Raw genomic sequence first — 22,603 nt, 5'->3', positions numbered from 1 at the left:
GTGGGTCTGCTCACCGACGAGATCCGCGCGCTGGTCGGGACCCGGCGCGTCTACACGGCGCCTGAGGCCTTCGGGGCTGCGGCCGGCCGCTACTTCGGGCTCGCGATCGGAGACGACAACCCTTTGTACTCCGATCCCGAGTTCGCGCGAAGCCACGGATTGGCGGGAGTGACCCTCCCGCCGACCCTGGTGTGCGAGACCAACCAGTACGCCGCGCTGCCCGCCGACGCCGAGGGCTACGCCGGGCACACGTGGGGGTTGGAGCTCCCGGGGACGCGGCAGGTGCGCGGTGGCAACCGGTATGTGTTCGGGCGCCGGATCCGTCCCGACGACGTCGTCACCGCCACGTGGGAGATCACCGACGCGACCGAGAAGACCAACCGCGCGGGCGCTGACATGCTGGTCGTCGGCTCGCGTGTGACGTACACGAACCAGGACGGCGAGTTCCTGGCCGAGAACGAGGAGACGCTCATCTTCATCTCGTTGGGAGGCGCAGCGTGAGCGCGAGTCCGGATCGGCCGGCGGTGGGCGACGCGATCGCCCCGCTGGAGCGCACGATCACGCTGACCGACATGGTCGCGTACGCCGGCGCCACCTGGGACTGGCACCGCCTTCACTACGACCCCGAGTACGCGGCGGCCAAGGGCCTGCCGGGTCCGATCGTCGACGGTCAGGTCTTCGGTGCGTACCTGGTCGAGATGCTGCAGGACGGGCTCGGACCGGACTGCTTCGTCCAGACGCTCGACTTCTCGTTCCGCAACCTGATGTTCGCCGGCGAGACGATCCGTTGTGAGGGCGAGGTCGTCGCGGTCGACGACGCAGACCCGACCGCACCGACGGTCGACGTGACGATGACGGTCACCATCCTCGGGGTCGGCGGCGCCGACGACCGGTATGCGGTCAAGCCCGCCTCGGCTCGGGTGCTGCTCGGCCGCACCGACGGGACCGGGCGCCCGTGAGCGGGGTCGCGATCGTCGGTGCCGCCGAGTCCGACCTCGGGGTGACCGACCTGTCGATCCTCGGCCTCCAGACCCAGGCGGTCACGCGCGCGCTCGCTGACGCCGGCCTGAGCCTGTTCGACGTGGACGGGATCGCGACCACCGGGATCTCGCGGTTCTCCGCCACGCAGCTGGCCGACTACCTCGGGATCGTGCCGACGTGGACGGACTCGACGTTCGCCGGCGGATCGGCCTTCGAGATGTTCGTCGCCCGCGCAGCCCAGGCGATCGAGGCCGGGCAGTGCGAGGTCGTGGTGATCTCGTTCGCGTCCAACCAACGCTCGGCGCGCTCGCGCAAGCTCGGCGGCGTCCACGAGCCGTGGATCCCTGAGGCGCAGTTCGAGGAGCCGTACGACATCCTCTATCCGCTGTCGTACTACGCGATGGCCGCCCGGCAGTACCTCGACCGCTACGGCAAGACCCGTGAGCAGCTCGCCGAGATCGCGGTCGCCGCCCGCGAGTGGGCACTGCTCAACCCGAAGGCGTTCCGCTACGGCAAGGGCTCGCTCACCGTCGACGACGTCGTCGGTTCCACGATGATCTCCTCGCCGCTGACCGCCGCGGACTGCTGCTTGGTCACCGACGGCGGCGGCGCGGTGGTGCTGACCTCGCTGGAGCGTGCCCGCGACCTTCGCCAGAAGCCGGTGCAGGTGCTCGGCTACGGCGAGCGCACCACCAACACGTCGTTCACCGCGGTCGACGACCTCACTCGTCCCGGTGCCGCCGGAGCAGGCGCGGACGCGTTCGCCCGCGCGGGGATCACCGCTGCCGACGTCGACGTGCTCGAGGTGTACGACTCGTTCACGATCACCGCGGCGCTGTCGGTCGAGGCGCTCGGCTTCTGCGGCCCGGGCGAGGTGCTCGACTTCATCGCCGACGGCACGATCCGTCCCGGCGGCTCGCTCCCGCTGAACACCAGCGGTGGCGGGCTGTCGTACTGCCACCCGGGCCAGTACGGAGTCCTGCTGCTCGTCGAGGCCGTCCGCCAGTTGCGCGGCGAGTGCGGTGAACGGCAGGTGCCGGACGCCGAGATCGCGGTCGCGCACGGCACCGGCGGCATCCTGTCCACCCACGCCACCGTCGTCCTGGGAGGCGATCGATGACCACGCCGAGCAGCTGGGTCCCCGATGACGTCCCGCCCGCGGACGAGGTCACCGCGGCCTACTGGGACGCCACGCGCGAGCACCGCCTCACCGTCCAGCGGTGCGGCACCTGCGGCCACCATCAGCACCCGCCGCGTGCGCTGTGCACCGGGTGCGGCGGCACCGACGCGCTCGCCCAGGTCGACACCTCAGGTGCCGGCAGCGTCGACACCTTCACCGTCGTCCACCGCGCCCCGCGCCCGGACGTCCCGGTGCCGTACGTGCTCGCGCGGGTGCGGCTGGCCGAGGGGCCACTCGTGCTCACGCGCCTCGACGGCCACGACGATCCCGAGTCGTGGGCCCTCGGGGACGCGGTCACCGTCGCCTGGACCGACCTTCCCGACGGCCGTGCCCTTGCCCGCTTCGTGACCGAGGGCGGCGCCCCCACCATCCCGACCGAGGAGACCCGATGAAGTTCGAGCTCGACGAGGACCAGCGCGAGTTCAAGGCGCTGCTGCGGCAGTTCGTCGACAACGAGATCGTTCCGGTGGCCCGCGACTGGGAGCAGTCCGGCCGGTACCCGACCGAGATCGTCGCCGGGATGGCCGACATGGGCCTGTTCGGCATCACGGTCCCTGAGCAGTACGGCGGCCTCGACCTGGACCCCGTCTCCTTCGCGCTGGTGTTCGAGGAGATCGCGCGCGGCTGGATGGGCATCGCCGGCATCCTCGGCAGCCACTCCCTGGCGTGCCGGCTGATCGCGATGCACGCCACCGACGCGCAGAAGGAGAAGTACCTACCCGACCTCGCGACCGGGAAGCGTCGCTCCGGCATCGGGCTGACCGAGCCCGATGCCGGCACGGACCTGCAGGGCATCCGCACCACCGCCCGCCTGGTCACCCCCGACGACGGCAGCGAGCCGTACTACGTGGTCAACGGCGCGAAGATGTGGATCACCAACGCCCGCTACGCCGACCCGCTCCCGGTGCTGGTCAAGACCGACCCGACCGCGACGCCGGCGCACAAGGGCATGAGCGTGCTGCTCATCGAGGCCGACACCCCCGGCTTCACCGTCACCAAGGACATCCCCAAGCTCGGCTACAAGGGCACGGAGTCCTGCGAGATCCTGCTCGACGACGTCCACGTGCCGGTGAGCCAACTCGTCGGCGGCATCGAGGGTCGCGGCATGCAGCAGGTCCTGTCGGCGCTGGAGTGGGGCCGGGTCAACATCGCGGCGCGCTCGGTCGGCATCGCCCAACGCGCCCACGACGAAGCCCTCGCCTACGCGCAGCAGCGGCACGCCTTCGGCAAGCCGATCTCCGAGTTCCAGGCGATCCAGCTCAAGCTCGGCGAGCTCGGCACCCAGGTCCAGGCTGCCCGCCTCATGGCGTACTGGGCCGCCGACGCCGTCCGCAACGGGCGCGCCGACGGCGCCACCGGGATGGCCAAGATCTTCTGCTCCGAGGTCGCCCTCCAGGCTGCGATCGACGCCATGAAGGTCCATGGCGGCTACGGCTACTCCACCGAGTTCGAGGTCGAGCGGCTCTACCGCGACGCGATCCTCATGAGCATCGGCGAGGGCACGAACGACATCCTTCGGACCGTCGTCGCGAAGTCCCTCACCACCGGCGAGACCGTCGTCGGTTAGCCGACCGCGGAGCTGTTCGCCGCCATACCGACAGCAACGTTCACGCGCCCTCGAGTCGGCCGCACACGGCGGTCGTCCCGGGGGCGCGTGCGTCGTCTTCGGCGGCCCCGGCGGGAGGCGCCCCGCTTTTGTCTGACTTTATTCCGAACCGGTCCTGCCGACCTTAGTGTTACCGAAACAGTATTTCAGACAGCGGAACAAAACCGTGAGAGAGGAGGCCGAATGTTGTCGTACCTGATGCGGCGTATGGGCGGTGCCGTGATCGTTCTCTTCCTCGTCCTGACCCTCGTCTTCCTCATGCTGCATGCCGCGCCCGGCGGCCCGGAAACCGCGTACCTCGGCAACAACCCCACCCCGGAGAAGCGGGCTGCGGTGCTCGAACAGCTCGGCCTCGACCGCCCGCTGTGGGCTCAGTACCTCACGTTCGTCTGCAACATCGTCACGTTCGACCTCGGCGAGTCGCTGACGACGCAGACGCCGGTCTCCGAGCTCCTCGGTGACCGGATGCTGGTGACGCTGGAGCTGGGTCTGACCGCCTTCGTGATCTGGACCGCGATCGGCATGCTGCTCGGCGCCCTGGCCGGCGCGCGCCGCGGAGGCTCCCTCGACGCGATCGTCCGGGTCGGCAGCGTGATCGCCCTCTCCGTGCCCAGCTTCTGGCTCGGCCTCGTGCTCGTCCTCATCTTCGGCCTCTACCTGCCCGGGGTGCTCCCGAGCTCGGGTTGGGCGACGTGGGGTGAGGGGGCCGGACTCCATCTCCAGTCGATGGTGCTCCCCGCCTTCACGCTGGGCCTCGCCGCGTCGGCCGTCATCGCCCGTACGCTGCGCGCGTCCATGATCGAGGCGCTCGGCGCCGACCACGTCAGGTTCGGACGCGCGATGGGACTGCGCGAGCGCACGCTGCTCTCGCGGCTCGCGCTCCGCAACGCCGTGATCCCCACCGTCACCGTCGTCGGCATGATGCTCGGGACATTCATCGGTGGTGCGGTCCTCGTCGAGAACGTCTTCAACGTGCCGGGGGTCGGCCAGCTCGTCGTGAGCTCCTTCCTCGCGCACGACTACCCCGTCGCGATCGCCGCGACGGTCTGGACGGCGGGTGCCTTCCTCATCGCCACGCTGGTCGTCGACCTGCTCTACTTCGCGATCGACCCGCGCATCCGCGCCCAGTTCCTCGGAGGCACGGCTCGATGAGTGCGACCACCATGCCCACCCGCGTCAGCCGCCGGCGGATCAGGCTGCGCCTTCCTCAGATGAGCGCGCTCGGCTGGGTCGGCTTCGTCCTCGTCCTCGTCTTCTGCCTGCTCGCGCTCGTCGGCCCGCTGATCTCGCTGCCGCCGAACGAGCGCACCGGCGGCCCGCTGGAGCCCCCGAGCGCTGCGCACTGGTTCGGCACCGACGACCTGGGGCGCGACCTGTTCGCCCGTACGGCGGTGGGTGCACGGCTCTCGCTCATCGTGGCGGTGTGCTCGGTCGTCGCGGGGCTCGTGGTGGCGGTCCCGATCGGGTTGCTCGCCGGCTACCGCGGCGGCACGTGGGTGGACGACCTCCTGATGCGGGTCATGGAAGCCCTCCAGGCGCTGCCCGTGTTCGTCCTCGCCCTCTTCGTGGTCGGCATGACAGGGACCGGATCCAGCGAGATCGGCCCGCTCACGCTCGCGCCCGAGGCCAAGGTCGTGCTGCTCCTCGCCGTGTCCTTCCTCCCGTTCTTCGCCCGCGTCACCCGCGCGGCGACGCTCGTCGAGGTCCAGGAGGAGTACGTCGACGCCCTGCGTGTCGTCGGTGTCTCGCGCCGCCACATCCTCCTCGGGGAGCTGCTGCCCAACGTCGCGCCGCCCGTCCTGGTGCAGGCCTTCCTCTGGGTCGGCATCGCGATCTTCTCCGAGAGCGCACTCAGCTTCCTCGGTCTCGGAATCCAGCCCCCCGAGGCGAGCCTGGGCAACCTGCTCTCGGACGCGACCAGCTCGCTGATGATCGGCGGCTGGTGGCTCTCGGTCGTACCGGGCCTGGCGATCCTGTTCGTCACGATCGGGATCAATCTGCTCGGTGACGAGGTCGAGCGGCTTCTCGGTGGCCGTCGATGAACCCCTGTTCCCCCCACACCCTCCCCTCCATCCCCCAGGAGCTCTCATGAAGTCCCTCTCCTCGCGCCCGCTGCGCCGTCGCGCAGTCGGGGTCGTCGGCGCCACCGCCGTCGCCCTCGCGCTCTGCAGCTGCAGCTCCGGCTCCGGCGATGCCGTGGCCGGCAAGCCCGTCGACGGCGGCACCGTGGTGGTCGGCATGCCGTCGATCTCCGACTACCTCAACCCCCTCGTGGCCACGACCAACCCCCTCGCGTGGGTGACGGCGCCTATCGCCGAGACGCTCTACACGTACGACGACAAGGGCACCTCGGTGCCGCAGCTCGCGGCCGCCGAGCCGGTGATCTCCGCCGACGGTCTGACCTGGACCGTCACGCTGGCCGAGGGCGTCACGTTCTCGAACGGCGACCCGCTGACCGCGGACCACGTCGCCGCGGTGATCAACAAGGTCTCCGACCCGAAGGCGTACACCGACTGGACCAGCTACTTCGCGTACTTCGTGAAGGGGGCGAAGGCGAAGGACGACAAGACGGTCGAGATCTCGCTCGCCCAGCCGTACGGCGTCCTCCGCTCGCACCTGAACAACCTGCCGATCATCCACAGCTCCACGCTGGAGAAGAACGACACGACGATTGGCACCGGCCCGTACGTCATCGACAAGGTGACGCAGGGTCAGTCGGTCACCCTCGCCCGCAACGAGGCGTATCGCGAGGAGTTCGAGGGTGCGGACACCCTCGAGTTCCGCGCGGTCCCCGACGCCGGGACCCGACTGGTCAACCTGCGCGAGGGCAAGATCGACGTGATGACCGACGTGCCCGCCAGCAACGTCGGCGTCGTGGAGAAGGACGACTCGCTGTCGGTCGACGTGGTCGATGCCCCGATCTCCATCCTCACCTTCTTCAACCTCAAGAAGGCGCCGTTCGACGACGAGCGGGTGCGGCAGGCGCTCGCGTACTCGATGGATCGTGACGGCGTCTCCGAGCTGGTCTACGCCGGCACGGCGGACACCGCCCAGGGACCGGCCGGACCGGCGCTCGAGGCGTACGACAAGGACCTGGACCTCTACCCGACCACGCCGGACGTCGACAAGGCCAAGGAGCTGCTCGCCGAGGCCGGGCACGCGGAAGGGATCGACTTCACGCTGTCCATCAGCAGCTCCTCGGAGTCGACCGTGAAGATGGCGGAGGCGCTGGCGCAGGGCTGGGAGAAGGCCGGCATCCGCGTCAAGATCGAGAGCACCGACGCAGGCACCTGGGCGACCAAGTGGATGCAGGGTGACTACCAGCTGTCGATGACGACCTTCGTCACCGGTGTCAGCGCGGGCGACAGCGCGTTCCCGCTGTTCACCTCGTACGCCTCCACCAACCCGATGAACTTCGGGTACGCCAACGACCAGCTCGACAAGCTGCTCAACGAGGCGTGGACGACCACCGACGCCAAGGAGCGTGGGGATCTCACGCGCCAGGCCAACACGATCCTCGCCGAGGACGCGGTCGCGATCCCGCCGGTCTACCCGAAGCTGATCGTCGCCCAGCGCAACGACGTGAGCGAGCTCGACCCGGAGCAGCTCGCGCTCGGTCGCCTCGACGTGGCATCGCTGCAGCGGCTGGAGTGAGCATGAACACCACCGTCGCGCGTCCTGGTGACGCCCTCGCCGAAGACAGCGAGACCACCCCGCTGCTGCGGGTCGAGGGGCTGAACGTCACCTACCGGCTCGCCGGTGGTCAGCTCCGGGCGGTGCGGGACGCGTCGTTCGACGTCGCCCGCGGTGAGATCTTCGGCCTCGTGGGGGAGTCGGGTTCGGGCAAGAGCACACTGCTCACCGCCCTGATGCGCCTGCTTCCCCACGGGACCGGGGTCACCGCCGACCGTCTGGAGCTCAACGGGACGGACCTGCTCGGCATGTCCGAGGGACGGCTGCGCAAGCTGCGCGGCCGCGAGATCGGGCTCGTCCCCCAACGTCCGATGACCTCCCTCTCGCCGGTGACGCCGGTCGCAGCCCAGCTGCGCCGGCTCACCGGCGGGGAGGTCGACGACGAGCGGATGCACGAGCTGCTGACCGACGTCGGGCTGGGCGGGCTGAAGCGGCGGCTCGGCGACTACCCGTTCCAGTTCTCGGGCGGTCAGCTGCAGCGGATGCTGATCGCGGTCGCCATCCTCGCCAGGGAGCCGGGCCTCGTCCTCGCCGACGAGCCCACCACCACCCTGGACGCGACGGTGCAGGCGCAGGTGCTGCGGCTGATGGTCGACCTGCGGGAGCGCCTCGGGAACACCGTCGTGCTCGTCACCCACGACCTCGGCGTCGTGGCGCAGGTGTGCGACCGGGTCGGGGTCATGTACGGAGGCCGTCTGGTCGAGGTCGCCCGGACACAGGACCTGTTCGACAACCCTCAGCATCCGTACACGCAGGCGCTGCTGGCGGCGATGCCGAGCAACCGTCCGGCCGGCGCCCGGTTGAACCCGATCCCTGGTTCGGTGAGCGGCGCTCACGCGCTCCCAGGTTGCCCCTTCGCGCCGCGTTGCGCGCGTGCGGACCACGTCTGCCGCGAGGTCGACCCCCTTCCGGTGGAGTCGGCCGCGGCGACGGTGCGCTGCCATCACCCGGGAGGTACGGAATGAGCGCGCAGACGGCGCCGCTCGTCGAGGTCGAGGGTCTCGTCAAGCACTACCGGCTGTCCGGCAAGCGGGCCCGCGGCGCAGAGGTGGAGGTCGTCCACGCGGTCGACGGGGTCGACCTCCAGGTGAAGAAGGGCGGTGCGCTCGCGCTGGTCGGCGAGTCCGGGTGCGGGAAGTCCACGATCGCGAAGGCGCTGGTCGGGCTCGTGGAGCCGACGTCGGGACGCGTCCGCATCGGCGGGCACGACGTCGTGCCCGTGACCCGCAACGACCTGGCAGCACGGCGACGCGTGCAGCTGGTGTCGCAGAACCCGTGGTCGGCGCTCAACCGCGCCCGCAGCCTCCGGCACATCCTGGCGCAGCCGGTCCGGCTGCACGGGGGGGTGTCGGATCGCGCGGCGGTGAACCAACGCTGCACCGAGCTGCTCGCGATGGTCGGTCTGCCGACGGACTATTTGTCCCGACGGCCGCGCGACCTCAGCGGCGGCGAGCTCCAGCGCGTCACGATCGCACGGGCGCTCGCCACCGGCCCGGACGTGCTCGTGCTCGACGAGCCCACCGCGAGCCTCGACGTCAGCGTGAAGGCCACGATCGTCAACCTGCTCGCCGACCTGCGGGTCGAGCTCGACCTGACCTATGTGCTGATCACCCACGAGCTGGACATCGCCCGGCACGTGGCGGACGACGTGGCGGTCATGTACCTCGGCGAGGTGGTCGAGAGCGGCCCCATCGAGAAGGTCTTCACCGCGCCCGAGCACCCCTACTCCCGCGCGCTGCTCGAAGCCGCACCGACCGAGCTGGTCGTCGGTCGCCTCTCCAGCGGCGGCCTGACGGGGGAGGTCCCCTCTGCGATCGACGTCCCGACGGGGTGCAGGTTCCACACCCGCTGCCCCGTCGCGGTCGACGACTGCTCCCACGAATCACCCGCGCTCCGCGGGCGCCCCGAGGGCCGAGCCGCGGCATGCCTGCGGCTCGACGAGCTTCTCGGCGACATCAGTAGCAGCACCATGACAGGAAGGAACCCGGCATGAGCGCCTGGGACAAGGATTTTCCGATTCTCGACCGTCACCTTGGTGAGTGGGAGGGCGAGTACGTCCACCTGGATCCCGACGGCAACGAGGTTGATCGTCATGCGTCGCATCTGCGGATGTGGGTGCCGGAGGACGGTTCGTGTGACATCAAGCAGATCAACACGTACACGTGGCCTGATGGTCGTCAGGAGGCGGTGGAGTTTCCTGGGATCCTCAAGGGGAAGGATGTGTTCTTCTCGACCGATCGGATCGAGGGGCACATGCACCAGTCCGATGAGCTGACGATCTTGTTGACGTGGACGTACAACGAGCTGTTGAAGCCGGGGAACTATCTGTACGAGCTGATCCAGCTGAGTCGTGATGGTCAGCAGAAGGTGCGTACGTGGCACTGGATGGAGGAGGACCGTCTGGTGCGCCGCACGGTCATCCGCGAGTACAAGAAGGCCTGAGGTCACCATGGGTGAGGACACGTCTCCCGGCCGCTATCCCACTGCTCCGCTGGCGAAGGACGACTGGACGCTCGGTGTCGTGCAGTCCAGGATCCATCCCGCGCGTGACCGTGCGGAGATGGACGACAACCTGGCGCACATGCTCCATCTGATCGACAACGCCTATCACTACGGTGCCGGGCCCGACCTGCTGCTCTTCCACGAGTTCCCGATCAGCGGGTGGGACACCTGGACCCGTGAGGAGGCCCTCGAGCGCTGCATCAGCCTGGACGGTCCGGAGGTGGCGGCGATCGCGCAGAAAGCGCGGCAGTACGGCGCCCACATCGCGTTCGGTGCGTACGTGTCCGATCCCGACTGGCCCGGGCACGTCCTGAGCCTGACCAACCTGATCGGACCGGACGGCGAGCTGATCGCGAGCCACTGGAAGGCACGCAACGTCCGCGGGCTGTTCCCGGGCTTCGAGCTGTTCACCACCACGATCTACGACGTCCTCGACGAGTACGTGGCGCGCTACGGGGCCGACGCGGTCCTGCCGGTCGCCCGTACCTCACTGGGGAACATCAGCCTCTCCTCCACCCAGCTGGAGCCCGAGCTGATGCGCGCGTTGGCGATCAAGGGGGCGGAGGTGATCCTTCGCACGGCGAGCGGCAGCTTCACCGAGGTCGACGTGGCCTCGACGGCGCTGCACAACCGCGTCTATGTCGCGATCGCCAACAACGCCCTCCTCCTGCGCAAGGGGCCGTACTTCGAGGACACCGGCGCGGGAGGGTCCGCGATCTTCGGACCGGACGGTCGCGCGATCGTCCGGGCGGAGGGCAAGCACGAGACGCTGCTGCAGGCCCGCATCCCGATCGCGAGCTTCCGGAGCCGTCACCTGCCGCCGGACATCCACTGGGACCTCTACCGCGACGTGTTCGACGGCTACGTCAGCAGGTTCCCGCCGAACATGTTCGCCGACGAGCGCCCGGCGACGCTGGGCGACACGGCAGACTACGTCTCCGGTCGGAGCAGGTGGAGCTGATCACCCGGCCCGCTCGTCGGGGCTGACACCCTCGGTGCCCAGGATCGTGTCCTGGGCACCGAGGAAGAGCTGGCTGGTCTGGTCCATCAGCTCTCCGCACACGCGTTCGGCGCCGTCGCGGTCACCCGCCCGGATCAGGTCGAGCAGGCTCCGGTGCCGGTTGGCGGTGTCGGTGGTGAAATGTCGGTAGTGCTGGAAGTCGGGGACGCGCAGGCAGGCCTGGACGGTGCCGGCCAGGCGCGCGAGCATGTCGTTCCCGGAGCCGACGTAGAGCAGCTTGTGGAAGACCGTGTCCGCCTCGATCATCAGTTGCGGGTCGCGGGCAGCCGTCGCGTGAGCGATCCGGGCCGTGGCATCCGACAGCTCGGCCAGGATGTGGTCGGGCCGGCGTGCGGCGATGAGGCTGGCCGCGAGGGGTTCCAGCCTCTCCCGGAGCTGGAGCGACTCCTCCAGCTGGGTGAAGCGCCACGGCCCGGAGGCCCGCCACCGGATGACCTGCTCGTCCAGTAGCGCCCAGCTGCTGGGATCGGTGACGGTGGTGCCAGTACGCTGGCGCGCTCGAACCATGCCTTTCGCAGCCAGGGTGCGCAGGCACTCGCGTACCAGCGAACGGGAGACACCGAGCTCGTCACCAATCTGGTCGGGGTCGATGGTCCCGTTCAGCTCACCCGAGGCGATCCGGACGCCGAGGTGGTCGACGACCCGTCCATGCATGCTCGCGAGGTCGGCCGGCTCGGCCGGAACGCGGCGTGCGGGCGGAACCTGAGGCGGTGTCCGCTGGTGCCTCCGAGCGCCATGAGCCGGGGTGGGCGAGCTCGCCACCTCGCTCGGCATTTCGGCCATCGGTACACCCTTCGATCACAGTCCGGAAGATCCTACGTCAGCAGAAGGAGCGACCCGGTCGCGTGGGTTCCACCGGACACCCTCAGATGTCAGTGACCGCGGTCAGCAGGAACGCGGAGTCCACCAACGCCCGTACGGAGTGTCTCTCGCGCGGGATCTCTGCCAGCATCCCGGTCTCGAGCGCGATCGTCCCAGACCGGCTCACGATCTCGATGGCGCCCCTGAGCACGAGCACGCTCCCTGCCGGCGGCGCGTCGTGCTCGGCAAGCACGGCGCCCTCGGCGAGGCCGAGCACGCTCTGACGCAGCGGGCCGTCCTGGAGGACGAGCTCGGCGCCGCGTCCGTGCGGTGCGGCCCTGGCCGCCTCGAGGTACTCCTCGGTCAGTGCGGCGACGTCGCGCATCGCGCTTCTCCCTCTCCGGCGAGGACTTAACGGTCCCGCGAGCGTAGCGCGTGTCGACCGCTGCGGCTTCCGGGTGCGAGCCGCCTGTCGCGGTTCTAGGTTGGGCGCGAGGAGGTCTGAAATGACCGAGACGACCCATGAGGGACGCGCACGATCGCGACGCCGTGGAGCGTCGTCAGGCACCGACGGCCCCGCATCCGAGGCGCTGCTTGCGCTCGGTGACTTCTTTACCCGCTGGGACGAGAGTCCCGACCGGCGGGCGGTCTATCGAGAAGGCGGCCGCCGCGGCGACGTGTTTTATCGGGATCGGTGGAGCCACGACAAGGTCGTCCGGTCGACACATGGCGTGAACTGCACGGGGTCGTGCTCGTGGAAGGTGTACGTCAAGGACGGCATCATCACGTGGGAGGCGCAGCAGACCGACTACCCGAGCACGGGTCCCGACCGGCCGGAGTATGAGCCGCGCGGCTGCCCGCGCGGTGCCGCGTTCTCCTGGTACACGTACTCGCCGACTCGCGTCCGCTACCCGTACGGGCGCGGTGTGCTGATCGAGATGTACCGCGAGGCCAAGAAGCGCCTCGGCGACCCGGTGCTCGCGTTCGCCGAGATCGCCGCCGACCCGGAGAAGCGCCGCCGCTACCAGTCTGCGCGCGGCAAGGGCGGTCTCGTCCGGATCTCGTGGGACGAGGCGATCGAGATTGCGGCCGCCGCGCACGTCAACACCATCAAGACGTACGGCCCGGACCGCTGCGCGGGATTCTCGCCGATCCCGGCGATGTCGATAGTGTCGCACTGCATCGGCACGCGGTTCATCCAGCTCATCGGCGGTGTGATGACCTCGTTCTACGACTGGTACGCCGACCTCCCGGTCGCGAGCCCGCAGGTCTTCGGCGACCAGACCGACGTCCCGGAGTCCGGCGACTGGTGGGACGCCTCGTACCTGATGATGTGGGGCTCCAACGTCCCGGTCACCCGTACGCCCGACGCCCACTGGATGGCGGAGGCGCGCTACCGCGGCACCAAGGTCGTCTCGGTGTCGCCGGACTACTCCGACAACACGAAGTTCGCCGACGAGTGGATGCCCGCGCAGGCCGGTACGGACGCCGCGCTCGCGATGGCGATGGGCCACGTGATCTTCAAGGAGTTCTACCTCGAGCGCCAGGTGCCCTTCTTCACCGACTACGTGAAGCAGTACACGGACCTGCCGTTCCTCGTCCGGCTGAAGCAGAGCGACGACGGCGCGTGGGTGCCGGAGAAGTTCCTGACGGAGGCGGACCTGGTTTCGACAGGCTCAACCACCGGGGAGGCGTCCGAGAACGCGGCCTGGAAGACGGTCGTCCTCGACTCCCGCACGAACGAGTCGGTCGTCCCCAACGGGTCGATGGGCTTCCGGTACGGCGAGACAGGCGAAGGAAAGTGGAACCTCGACCTCGGGGAGGTCGATCCCGTGCTGTCGGTGATCGGTCCCGACGCTCAGCCGGGCGAGGTGTTGATGGCGGCGTTCGACTCGCCAGACGGCTCGGGCAGCGTGGTCCGTCGCGGAATCCCCGTGCGCGAGGTCGGCGGGCACATGGTCACGACCGTCCTCGACCTGATGCTCGCCCAGTACGCCGTGGGGCGTGACGGCCTCCCCGGCGAGTGGCCCAGCGGGTACGACGACGTGTCCTCGCCGTACACGCCGGCGTGGCAGGAGGAGATCACCTCCGTCCCGGCCGCGCAGTGCATCCGGATCGCGCGCGAGCTCGCGCGCAACTCCGAGGAGTCCGGCGGACGGTCGATGATCATCCTCGGCGCCGGCGTCTGCCAGTGGTTCCACGGTGACGCGACGTACCGGGCGATCCTCACGCTGCTCATGGCGACCGGCGCGATGGGGCGCAACGGCGGCGGATGGGCACACTACGTCGGCCAGGAGAAGACCCGCCCTATCACCGGCTGGATCTCGCTCGCGAACGCGCTCGACTGGTCGCGGCCACCGCGCACGATGACGGGAACCTCGTACTGGTACATGCACACGGACCAGTGGCGCTCCGACGGCTCGCACCAGGACGTGCTCACTTCGCCGCTCGCCGAAGGGCACCTCGCAGGGCTCCACACGGCGGACGTGATCGCGAAGTCGGCGCGGCTCGGCTGGATGCCGTTCTACCCGCAGTTCGACCGCAACCCGCTCGACCTCGCCGACGAGGCGAGTGCTGCGACCGCGGACGGGAGTGCGACCGACGCGGGCGCGTGGATCGCCGACAGGCTCCAGGACGGCAGCCTCAACGCCGCCATCGACGACGTCGACGCCCCGGAGAACTGGCCGCGCACGCTGGTGCTGTGGCGCTCGAACCTGTTCGGCAGCTCAGCGAAGGGCAACGAGTACTTCCTCCAGTACCTTCTCGGCACGCAGTCCAACGTCGACGCACCCGATGCCGCCGAGCCGCCGAAGACGATCCGTATGCGACCCGAAGCGCCGCAGGGCAAGCTCGACCTGCTGGTGTCCGCCGACTTCCGCATGACGTCGACGACGCTGCTGTCGGACATCGTCTTCCCAGCCGCCACGTGGTACGAGAAGTACGACCTGAGCTCAACCGACATGCACCCGTACGTCCATGCGTTCACGCCGGCGATCAACCCGCCGTGGGAGGCGCGCAGCGACTACGACACGTTCGTCGCGCTGGCGCGCAAGCTGTCCGAGCTGGCCAAGACCCACCTCGGCACCCGCAAGGACCTCGTCACCGTCCCGCTGCAGCACGACACCCCGGGTCAGATCGCGCAGCCAGGCGGACGCGACCTGGACTGGCGCGCGGGTGAGGTGGACCCGGTTGCAGGCAAGACGATGCCTGCCGTGACGCTCGTCGAGCGCGACTACACCGCGATCGCCGACAAGCTCGTCACCGTCGGGCCGAAGGCGGAGCAGCTCGGGTTCACCGTCAAGAACGTCACGTACGACATGAACGACGCCGTGGCCAGGTTGGGGGCCAAGTACGGCGTGATGTCTTCGGGCGCGGGCGCGGGGCGTCCGGCGATCGACACCGACGCGCGGCTCGCGGAGGCGATCCTGTTGTTCTCGGGCACCACGAACGGGGCACTGGCAGTCCAGGGCTTCCGTGACCTCGAGCGCCGCACGGGGCAGCGGCTCGCCGACCTGGCGGAGGGCGCGCACGACAAGAAGATCACCTTCGCCATGACGCAGGACTCGCCGCAGCAGGTCATCACGTCGCCGGAGTGGTCCGGTTCGGAGACCGGGGGGAGACGGTACGCGCCATTCACGATCAACATCGAGCGCCTCAAGCCGTTCCACACCCTCACCGGCCGGATGCACTTCTTCCTCGACCACGACTGGATCCGCGACTACGGCGAGCAGCTCCCGACGTACCGGCCGCCGCTGGACATGCACCTCATGTACGGTGACGCACGGCTGGGCGAGGACCCCGGGAGGACCAGCGACGGCGCGCTCCAGATCGCTGTGCGTTATCTGACCCCGCACAGCAAGTGGTCGATCCACTCGGAGTACCAGGACAACCTGCTCATGCTCTCGCTGTCGCGTGGCGGTCCGACGGTGTGGATGAGCGTCGACGACGCAGAGGCGATCAGCGTTGCCGACAACGATTGGGTGGAGTGCGACAACGCCAACGGCGTCTTCGTCGGGCGGGCGATCGTGAGCCACCGGATGCCGACGGGTGTCGTCTACGTCCACCACGCGCAGGAGCGCACGATCGACGTCCCGAAGTCGCAGAAGACCGGGCGCCGTGGCGGGATCCACAACTCCGTGACGCGGTTGCTGGTCAAGCCGACGCACATGATCGGCGGGTACGCCCAGCTGTCGTACACATTCAACTACCTCGGCCCGACCGGCAACCAGCGCGACATCGTCTGCACGGTGCGCAAGCGGACCGCGCCGGTGCGCTATTGAGGCAGGCTTCGCGGGAGGAGCAGACATGAAGGTCATGGCGCAGGTCGCGATGGTGATGAACCTCGACAAGTGCATCGGGTGTCACACCTGCTCGGTGACGTGCAAGCAGGCATGGACCAACCGTGCCGGGGTCGAGTATGTGTGGTTCAACAACGTCGAGACCCGTCCTGGCCAGGGTTACCCACGCCGGTACGAGGACCAGGACCGCTGGCGAGGCGGGTGGGTGCGCAACCGGCGCGGCCGGATCTCGCTGCGCACCGGCAGCCGTGGCCGGCGTCTGATGAGCATCTTCGCGAGCCCGGTGCAGCCGGAGCTGTCGGACTACTACGAGCCGTGGACGTACGACTACGAGAACCTGACGCGCGCGCCCCTCGGGGACGACTTCCCGGTCGCGCGCCCGAAGTCGCTGATCACCGGCGACGACATGGCGATCACGTGGTCGGCGAACTGGGACGACAACCTCGGCGGCGGTCCCTCGTCCGTGCTGCAGGACCCGATCGTCGAGAAGGTCCGCCGCGAGTCGGAGGACAAGATCAGGTTCGACCTCGAGCGGACGTTCATGTTCTACCTGCCGCGGATCTGCGAGCACTGCCTCAACCCGTCGTGCATGGCGTCGTGCCCCAGCGGCGCGATCTACAAGCGGTCCGAGGACGGCATCGTGCTCGTCGACCAGGACAAGTGCCGCGGCTGGCGGCAGTGCATCACCGGGTGCCCGTACAAGAAGATCTACTTCAACCACAAGTCCGGCAAGGCCGAGAAGTGCACGTTCTGCTACCCGCGCGTGGAGGTCGGCATCCCGACGGTGTGTGCCGAGACGTGCGTCGGGCGGCTCCGCTACATCGGCGTGTTCCTGTACGACGCTGACCGTGTCACCGAGGCGGCGTCGGTCGAGAACGAGCAGGACCTGTACGAGGCGCAGCTCGACCTGATGCTCGACGCGGAGGACCCGCGGGTGATCGCGGAGGCACGGGCGCAGGGGATCCCCGAAGACTGGATCACCGGCGCGCAGCGCTCGCCGGTGTACGCGCTGGCCAAGAAGTATCGCGTCGCGCTGCCGCTGCATCCGGAGTACCGCACGATGCCGATGGTCTGGTACGTCCCGCCGCTGTCCCCGATCGTCGACCTGCTCGCTGAGCAGGGTCACGACGCGGAGGAGGCAGGCACGCTGTTCGGAGCCATCGAGGCGTTGCGCATCCCTGTCGAGTACCTCGCCGAGCTCTTCACCGCCGGTGACACCGAAGTCGTCACCGACGTGCTCCGCAAGCTTGCGGCGATGCGCTCGTACATGCGCGGCATCAACCTCGGCAGGCAGTCCGACGCATCGATCCCGGCGTCGGTGGGGATGACCGAGGAGGCGATGTACGCGATGTACCGCCTGATGGCGATCGCTAAGTATGAAGAGCGCTACGTGATCCCGACGGCGCACACTGAGCAGGCGCACGACCTCGAGGAGCTGGGCTGCTCGCTCGACTTCGACGAGGGACCAGGTATGTACGAGTCGGGCCCGGTCGGCGAGGCGAGCGGACGGTCCGTCCCGGTTGCGGTCGAGACGTTCCACGCGCTCAAGCAGCGTCAGGAGGCCGACACGATGGCCGCCCCGGATCCTCAGCACAGCGGTCAGGTGAACCTGCTCAACTGGGACGGCGCTGGCAGCACCGAGGGGTTGTTCCCGACGGGAGAGGAGCGGCAATGAAGCCCTCGACCACCGAGAGGAGCGGCGCCCGGGTCGTCCATCGGGCCGCGGCAATCCTCCTCGCGTACCCGACCGACCAGATGTACGAGCGCCTCCCGCTGGTCCGCGCCGCCCTCGAGGAAGCGACCGCTGGTCGAGGAGCACGAGGAACGAGCGCGCCTCTCGACCTCCTCGCCTTCGTGGACGTCGCTGAGGCCACCGAGGTCGACGCCCTCGCGCGGCGCTACGTCGAGGTCTTCGACCTGGACCGCAAGCACCCGCTCTATCTCTCGTACTTCACCGACGGCGACACGCGTCGACGTGGTGAGGTGCTCGCGGGCTTCAAGCAGACCTACCGCGACTCGGGGCTCGTCGCGGACACGCACGGCGAGCTGCCGGACTACCTGCCGATGGTGCTCGAGCTCGCAGCCCACGACCCCGTACGGGGCACTGAGCTGCTGGACAAGTACCGGCCGAGCGTCGAGCTGCTCCGCCTTGCGCTCGAGGATTCCGACAAGAAGTCGCCCGCGCCCTGGTTCCACGTGCTGCGCGGCGTGTGCGCCACGTACGAAGGAGCAGGACCGATCGACCGCGCGGCGGCGATGGCGATGGCGGGTCCACCGACGGAGACGGTCGGCCTCGACGCCTACGATCCGCGCCTGCTGCCCCTGTCAGGAGAATCGTCATGAGCACGATGCTGTGGGGCGTCATTCCCTATCTGGTCCTGGTCGTCTTCGTGGGTGGGCTGATCTGGCGCTACCAGTACGACCAGTTCGGCTGGACGACCCGCTCGTCGCAGCTGTACGAGTCGAAGCTCCTGCGCGTCGCGTCCCCGCTGTTCCACTTCGGCATCCTGGTCGTGGTGATCGGGCACGTCGTGGGGCTACTGATCCCGGAGTCCTGGACCGATGCGATCGGCGTCAGCGAGACCATGTACCACGTGATGGCGCTGTCGATGGGCGCGATCGCGGGCTTCGCCACGCTCGTTGGTGTCGGGATGCTGATCTACCGCCGCCGCAAGACCGGGCCCGTGTTCATGGCGACCACCAAGAACGACAAGACCATGTACGTCGTGCTGCTCGCCGCGATCGTCGCCGGGCTCGCGACCACCGTCGTGAGCGTCTTCGACAAGAACGTCACCGACTACCGGCACACCGTGTCGCCGTGGTTCCGCTCGCTGTTCACTCTCCAGCCCGACGTCGACGCGATGGCGGCAGCGTCCACGTCGTTCCAGGTGCACGCGCTGGTCGGCCTGGCGCTGTTCGCGATCTGGCCGTTCACGCGACTCGTGCACGCGTTCACCGCGCCACTGCACTATCTCTTCCGTCCCTACATCGTCTACCGCAGCCGCGAAAACGTGTCGGGCTCGCGTGCCCCGCGCCCTGGGTGGGCACCCGTCGGGACCCGTGACCGTGAGCGTTGACCCCGGAAGAGGATTGCGATGAGCACCGCTACCGAACTACCGGCGCTTCCGAAGGCCGACCAGACTCGCAACCTGATCCTCGCCACGTGGGCGTTCGCGATCAGCTTCTGGGCGTGGAACCTCATCGGCCCGCTCGCGGCCCGCTACGCGACGCAGATGGACCTCAGTGCGACGCAGAAGTCCTTCCTGGTCGCGGTCCCGGTGATCGTCGGCGCGCTCGGCCGCATCGCCGTCGGCACGCTGACGGACAAATACGGTGGCCGGTTGATGTTCACGGTGCTGCTCGTCCTCTCGGCACCCTTCGTCGTGCTCGTCGCGGTGGCCGGCAACGCCGACTCGTACCTGCTGCTCGTGATCTTCGGCTTCTTCCTCGGCATCGCCGGCACGACGTTCGCGGTCGGCATCCCGATGGTGAAGGCCTGGTACGAGAAGCCGAGGCAGGGGTTCGCGACCGGCCTGTTCGGTGCGGGCATGGGCGGCACCGCGCTGTCGTCGTTCTTCACGCCCCGCTTCGTCGACTGGTTCGGCTACATGGTGACGCACGTGATCATCGCGGCCGCGCTGCTGGTCACGGCGGTGCTGTGCTGGGTCGTGATGCGGGACTCGCCGCGCTGGACGCCGTCGACGCAGGCGGCGACACCGAAGCTGGTCGCGGCGCTGAAGGAGCCCGTGACCTGGCAGATGTCGCTTCTGTACGCGATCGCGTTCGGCGGCTTCGTCGCGTTCTCGACCTACCTGCCGACGTACCTCGGAGACGTGGTGACCTACGGGTACGACCTCACGGCAGCCGGTGAGCGTACGGCGGGCTTCGCGATCGCCGCCGTGGTTGCGCGCCCGATCGGCGGCACGCTGTCGGACAAGTTCGGACCTCGCCTGATCACTCTGGTCTCGCTCGGGGGCACAGCCGTGATGGCGGTCGTGCTGGCGCTGCGACCGGAGCCCGAGTGGCCGGCAGGGATCTCGTTCGTCCTGATGGCGATGTTCCTCGGCCTCGGTGCGGGCTCAGTGTTCACGTGGGTCGCGCTGCGGGCGCCGGCGGACAAGACGGGCTCGGTGACGGGCATCGTCGGAGCAGCCGGTGGGCTCGGCGGATTCTTCCCGCCGCTGGTCATGGGCGCGACGTACAACGAGGACGACCGGACCTACACGACCGGTCTCCTGCTGCTCTGCGTCACGGCCGCGCTGGTGTTCCTCTACACGTTGTTCGGGCTGCGCGAGCGCCCAGGCGGACGCCGCAAGGCCACCTGACGCTCGTAGGCGGCGCGGCCCCGTGCCGTCGGTGGGCCAGCGTCATCCGCACCGCCGAAAGGCGACCCGCGAGGGCTAGGCGCTGCGGACCTGCTCGAGGATCACCCGCGTCACCAGCTCCGGCTCGTCGATCATCGGCACGTGACCCGCGCCGGGGAGCGGGACGTGGGTGACGTTCGGCAGCAGCGTGCGGGCACGCGTGGCCTGCGACGGGAGGAGGATGCGGTCCTTGGTGCCCCACGCGATCGTCGCGGGCACCGTCGGGTGCGTGCGGTACGCGTAGCGGGCGCCGGCCCTCAGCACGCGGTTGAACGCGGTGCACTCTCGCAGCGCGCGAAGGTCGGCGAGGAACGCGTCCGGGGCGAGGCGCCGCCCGTGCGTGTGCAGGCTCGCCATCGCGAGACCCCGCGCCCAGCGCCGTCGCGCGATCTGCTGCGCCACGGCGGACGGCATGAACGCCGAGAGGCGGATCGACATGAGCACCGCGAACGCCCACAGCCGCCCTCCCTCGGTCCAGAAGCCCGCGGGGGAGAGGGCTGTCGCGCTGCGGACCGAGCCTCGCGCCGCCAGCTCCAGCGCGATCGCGCCGCCGAGCGAGTTGCCGACGACGTGCGGTCGGTCGATCCCGAGCTCGGCGAAGAACGTCTCGAGCGCGTCGGCAAGGTGGTCCATGCGGTCGCGTCCGTGCCGGGGTAGCTGGCCTGAGGCGCCGAAGCCCGGGAGGTCGAGGACGATGACGTCGTGGTGCGCGGCGAGCCGGTCGGACACGGGGTTCCACGCCTCTTTGCGGTGGCCGATGCCGTGGATGAGCACGAGGGGATCGCCCGTCCCCTTCCGGCTGTAGACGATCTCGCCCATCGCTCTCTCCCGTCACTCCTGATGTGACATGCAGCATGTCATGTCTCGCCGGATCGTAGCCCACCTCGCCGCGCTCGGAGAAGGGTTGACAACCCTGACAGTGCTACTGTCACAATCGGAGCGTGACCCACACCACGTCGTTCCCGGACACCCCGGCCCGCGGTCCGCTCGCCGGCCTTCGCGTCGTCGAGATCGCGGGCATCGGCCCCGGCCCGTTCGCGGCGATGCTGCTCGCCGACCTCGGCGCCGACGTGCTGCGCGTCGACCGGGTGACCCCGGGAGGCCTCGCCGTCGTTCCGCAGGACAAGGACGTCCTCGCGCGGGGCCGTCGCTCGGTCGCGGTCGACCTCAAGCGTCCCGAGGGCGTCGCCGTCCTGCTCGACCTCGTGGAGCGAGCTGACGTGCTGATCGAGGGCTTCCGCCCCGGTGTCGCGGAGCGTCTCGGCTTCGGGCCCGACGCGTGCCTCGCCCGCAACCCGCGTCTCGTCTACGGACGGATGACCGGCTGGGGGCAGGACGGCCCGCTCGCCACCAGTGCCGGGCACGACGTCAACTACATCTCCGTCGCGGGCGCGCTCGACCCGATCGGCCGCGCGGGCGGTCCGCCGCAGATCCCGATGAACCTCCTCGGCGACTTCGCCGGCGGCTCGATGTACCTCGTCGTCGGCGTGCTCGCCGCGCTCGTCGAGGCCCGCGACTCGGGCCACGGCCAGGTCGTCGACGCCGCGATCGTCGACGGCACCGCCCACCTGCTCTCGATGATCACGAACCTCCAGCAAGTCGGTGCCTGGAGCGACGCCCGCGGCACCAACCTGCTCGACAGCGGCTCCCCGTTCTACGACGTGTACGAGACGGCCGACGGGCTGTGGATGTCGGTCGGCGCCCTGGAGCCGCAGTTCTACGACGAGATGGTCAAGCTGCTCGAGCTCGACACGGTGCCTGGCCAACCGCTGCCCGATCGCTACGACCTCGCGGCCTGGCCGCAGCTGCGCGAGCGACTCGCGGCGCGCTTCGCCGAGCGGACGCAGGCCGAGTGGGCCGAGCTGTTCGCCGGGACGGACGCCTGCGTCGCTCCGGTCGTGCCGATGCGCGACGCCCCGCAGCACCCTCACCTCGTCGCCCGCGGGACCTACGTCGAGCACGAGGGCGTCGTCCAGGCGGCGCCCGCGCCCCGCTTCTCGCGCACGCCCGCGACGCTGGGCCGTACCCCTTCCAAGTCCGGCGCCGACACGCGTGAGGCGCTCGCGGCCTGGGGGATCGACGACGTCGACGCCCTCATCGCCTCCGGCGCCGTCGTCCAGCGCGAGGACAAGTAGACGTCATCCCCGCCGGTCGAGC

Annotated in this window: 21 protein-coding genes; 18 read left to right on the top strand and 3 right to left on the bottom strand. The window is 69.4% G+C overall.

Features of this window, described 5'->3' with window-relative positions; all coding sequences use genetic code 11:
* From H4N58_RS19235 to H4N58_RS19180, 12 genes are all read left to right on the top strand, one after another.
* Complete coding sequence (locus H4N58_RS19235; RefSeq protein WP_167249778.1) at positions 1–501, top strand: MaoC family dehydratase N-terminal domain-containing protein; 501 nt, start codon at positions 1–3, stop codon at positions 499–501.
* Positions 498–959 carry a MaoC/PaaZ C-terminal domain-containing protein gene (locus tag H4N58_RS19230; protein ID WP_243842811.1) on the top strand — a complete coding sequence of 154 codons (462 nt, stop codon included), beginning with the start codon at positions 498–500 and terminating at the stop codon, positions 957–959. Before H4N58_RS19235 ends, H4N58_RS19230 begins: the two co-directional genes overlap by 4 nt.
* Positions 956–2,101: an acetyl-CoA acetyltransferase gene (locus tag H4N58_RS19225; RefSeq protein WP_167000426.1), complete on the top strand. Its 1,146-nt coding sequence runs from the start codon at positions 956–958 to the stop codon at positions 2,099–2,101. Before H4N58_RS19230 ends, H4N58_RS19225 begins: the two co-directional genes overlap by 4 nt.
* Positions 2,098–2,553: a Zn-ribbon domain-containing OB-fold protein gene (locus tag H4N58_RS19220; protein WP_167249780.1), complete on the top strand. Its 456-nt coding sequence runs from the start codon at positions 2,098–2,100 to the stop codon at positions 2,551–2,553. Before H4N58_RS19225 ends, H4N58_RS19220 begins: the two co-directional genes overlap by 4 nt.
* Positions 2,550–3,728, top strand: a complete 1,179-nt coding sequence (locus H4N58_RS19215) for an acyl-CoA dehydrogenase family protein (protein WP_167249782.1) — start codon at positions 2,550–2,552, stop codon at positions 3,726–3,728. Before H4N58_RS19220 ends, H4N58_RS19215 begins: the two co-directional genes overlap by 4 nt.
* Positions 3,729–3,950: 222 nt before the next feature.
* Positions 3,951–4,919, top strand: coding sequence for an ABC transporter permease (locus H4N58_RS19210; RefSeq protein WP_167249784.1), 969 nt, complete (start codon positions 3,951–3,953; stop codon positions 4,917–4,919).
* The gene (locus tag H4N58_RS19205) at positions 4,916–5,809 is read left to right on the top strand and encodes an ABC transporter permease (RefSeq protein ID WP_167000422.1); all 894 of its coding nucleotides are present in this window, start codon (positions 4,916–4,918) and stop codon (positions 5,807–5,809) included. Before H4N58_RS19210 ends, H4N58_RS19205 begins: the two co-directional genes overlap by 4 nt.
* Before the next feature lie 46 nt (positions 5,810–5,855).
* Complete coding sequence (locus tag H4N58_RS19200) at positions 5,856–7,421, top strand: ABC transporter substrate-binding protein (RefSeq protein WP_167249786.1); 1,566 nt, start codon at positions 5,856–5,858, stop codon at positions 7,419–7,421.
* Positions 7,422–7,423: 2 nt separating this feature from the next.
* Complete coding sequence (locus H4N58_RS19195) at positions 7,424–8,425, top strand: ABC transporter ATP-binding protein (RefSeq protein WP_167000420.1); 1,002 nt, start codon at positions 7,424–7,426, stop codon at positions 8,423–8,425.
* Positions 8,422–9,453, top strand: a complete 1,032-nt coding sequence (locus H4N58_RS19190; RefSeq protein ID WP_167249788.1) for an ABC transporter ATP-binding protein — start codon at positions 8,422–8,424, stop codon at positions 9,451–9,453. Before H4N58_RS19195 ends, H4N58_RS19190 begins: the two co-directional genes overlap by 4 nt.
* Positions 9,450–9,902, top strand: coding sequence for a DUF3598 family protein (locus H4N58_RS19185; RefSeq protein WP_182397117.1), 453 nt, complete (start codon positions 9,450–9,452; stop codon positions 9,900–9,902). The genes H4N58_RS19190 and H4N58_RS19185 overlap by 4 nt, the downstream gene beginning before the upstream one ends.
* A 7-nt stretch (positions 9,903–9,909) precedes the next feature.
* Positions 9,910–10,923: a nitrilase-related carbon-nitrogen hydrolase gene (locus H4N58_RS19180; protein ID WP_167007039.1), complete on the top strand. Its 1,014-nt coding sequence runs from the start codon at positions 9,910–9,912 to the stop codon at positions 10,921–10,923.
* On the opposite strand, the gene H4N58_RS19175 is transcribed toward H4N58_RS19180, so the two are convergent.
* Positions 10,924–11,766 (bottom strand): FadR/GntR family transcriptional regulator, encoded by an 843-nt coding sequence (locus H4N58_RS19175; RefSeq protein ID WP_167007037.1) that lies wholly within the window; start codon positions 11,764–11,766, stop codon positions 10,924–10,926.
* An 82-nt stretch (positions 11,767–11,848) separates the two neighbouring features.
* The gene (locus H4N58_RS19170) at positions 11,849–12,169 is read right to left on the bottom strand and encodes a cupin (protein WP_167007035.1); all 321 of its coding nucleotides are present in this window, start codon (positions 12,167–12,169) and stop codon (positions 11,849–11,851) included.
* A gap of 121 nt (positions 12,170–12,290) precedes the next feature.
* Between H4N58_RS19170 and H4N58_RS19165 the strand changes: the two genes are divergently transcribed.
* Genes H4N58_RS19165 through H4N58_RS19145 form a run of 5 tightly spaced genes read left to right on the top strand, consistent with a single transcriptional unit; the run spans position 12,291 to position 20,407 of the window.
* Positions 12,291–16,064, top strand: a complete 3,774-nt coding sequence (locus H4N58_RS19165; protein ID WP_167251162.1) for a nitrate reductase subunit alpha — start codon at positions 12,291–12,293, stop codon at positions 16,062–16,064.
* Positions 16,065–16,089: 25 nt separating this feature from the next.
* A complete protein-coding gene (gene narH / locus H4N58_RS19160; protein WP_167007028.1) occupies positions 16,090–17,757 on the top strand; it encodes a nitrate reductase subunit beta in 1,668 nt (555 codons plus the stop codon).
* Positions 17,754–18,425 (top strand): nitrate reductase molybdenum cofactor assembly chaperone, encoded by a 672-nt coding sequence (gene narJ / locus H4N58_RS19155; protein ID WP_167007025.1) that lies wholly within the window; start codon positions 17,754–17,756, stop codon positions 18,423–18,425. The genes narH and narJ overlap by 4 nt, the downstream gene beginning before the upstream one ends.
* On the top strand, positions 18,422–19,159 hold the full coding sequence (gene narI, locus H4N58_RS19150; protein ID WP_167007022.1) for a respiratory nitrate reductase subunit gamma: 738 nt from the start codon (positions 18,422–18,424) through the stop codon (positions 19,157–19,159). Before narJ ends, narI begins: the two co-directional genes overlap by 4 nt.
* An 18-nt stretch (positions 19,160–19,177) precedes the next feature.
* Positions 19,178–20,407 (top strand): nitrate/nitrite transporter, encoded by a 1,230-nt coding sequence (locus tag H4N58_RS19145; RefSeq protein ID WP_167007020.1) that lies wholly within the window; start codon positions 19,178–19,180, stop codon positions 20,405–20,407.
* Positions 20,408–20,482: 75 nt separating this feature from the next.
* On the opposite strand, the gene H4N58_RS19140 is transcribed toward H4N58_RS19145, so the two are convergent.
* Positions 20,483–21,265 (bottom strand): alpha/beta fold hydrolase, encoded by a 783-nt coding sequence (locus H4N58_RS19140; RefSeq protein ID WP_167007017.1) that lies wholly within the window; start codon positions 21,263–21,265, stop codon positions 20,483–20,485.
* 122 nt (positions 21,266–21,387) lie between these two features.
* On the opposite strand from H4N58_RS19140, the gene H4N58_RS19135 reads away from it, so the two are divergent.
* On the top strand, positions 21,388–22,581 hold the full coding sequence (locus tag H4N58_RS19135; RefSeq protein WP_167251164.1) for a CaiB/BaiF CoA-transferase family protein: 1,194 nt from the start codon (positions 21,388–21,390) through the stop codon (positions 22,579–22,581).
* Positions 22,582–22,603: the final 22 nt, after the last annotated feature.

It is taken from the genome of Mumia sp. ZJ1417 (assembly GCF_014127285.1).
GTDB lineage: Bacteria > Actinomycetota > Actinomycetes > Propionibacteriales > Nocardioidaceae > Mumia.
Note: the sequence above shows the minus strand (reverse complement) of the source record. Positions and strands in the feature narration are given on the sequence as shown.

Coding starts and splice junctions, on each gene's coding strand:
- H4N58_RS19185 (WP_182397117.1), top strand. CDS start 9,450: ATGAGCGCCTGGGACAAGGATTTTCCGATTCTCGACCGTCACCTTGGT.
- narJ (WP_167007025.1), top strand. CDS start 17,754: ATGAAGCCCTCGACCACCGAGAGGAGCGGCGCCCGGGTCGTCCATCGG.
- H4N58_RS19220 (WP_167249780.1), top strand. CDS start 2,098: ATGACCACGCCGAGCAGCTGGGTCCCCGATGACGTCCCGCCCGCGGAC.
- H4N58_RS19215 (WP_167249782.1), top strand. CDS start 2,550: ATGAAGTTCGAGCTCGACGAGGACCAGCGCGAGTTCAAGGCGCTGCTG.
- H4N58_RS19190 (WP_167249788.1), top strand. CDS start 8,422: ATGAGCGCGCAGACGGCGCCGCTCGTCGAGGTCGAGGGTCTCGTCAAG.
- H4N58_RS19180 (WP_167007039.1), top strand. CDS start 9,910: ATGGGTGAGGACACGTCTCCCGGCCGCTATCCCACTGCTCCGCTGGCG.
- H4N58_RS19195 (WP_167000420.1), top strand. CDS start 7,424: ATGAACACCACCGTCGCGCGTCCTGGTGACGCCCTCGCCGAAGACAGC.
- H4N58_RS19200 (WP_167249786.1), top strand. CDS start 5,856: ATGAAGTCCCTCTCCTCGCGCCCGCTGCGCCGTCGCGCAGTCGGGGTC.
- narH (WP_167007028.1), top strand. CDS start 16,090: ATGAAGGTCATGGCGCAGGTCGCGATGGTGATGAACCTCGACAAGTGC.
- H4N58_RS19210 (WP_167249784.1), top strand. CDS start 3,951: ATGTTGTCGTACCTGATGCGGCGTATGGGCGGTGCCGTGATCGTTCTC.
- narI (WP_167007022.1), top strand. CDS start 18,422: ATGAGCACGATGCTGTGGGGCGTCATTCCCTATCTGGTCCTGGTCGTC.
- H4N58_RS19165 (WP_167251162.1), top strand. CDS start 12,291: ATGACCGAGACGACCCATGAGGGACGCGCACGATCGCGACGCCGTGGA.
- H4N58_RS19140 (WP_167007017.1), bottom strand. CDS start 21,265: ATGGGCGAGATCGTCTACAGCCGGAAGGGGACGGGCGATCCCCTCGTG.
- H4N58_RS19170 (WP_167007035.1), bottom strand. CDS start 12,169: ATGCGCGACGTCGCCGCACTGACCGAGGAGTACCTCGAGGCGGCCAGG.
- H4N58_RS19145 (WP_167007020.1), top strand. CDS start 19,178: ATGAGCACCGCTACCGAACTACCGGCGCTTCCGAAGGCCGACCAGACT.
- H4N58_RS19205 (WP_167000422.1), top strand. CDS start 4,916: ATGAGTGCGACCACCATGCCCACCCGCGTCAGCCGCCGGCGGATCAGG.
- H4N58_RS19175 (WP_167007037.1), bottom strand. CDS start 11,766: ATGGCCGAAATGCCGAGCGAGGTGGCGAGCTCGCCCACCCCGGCTCAT.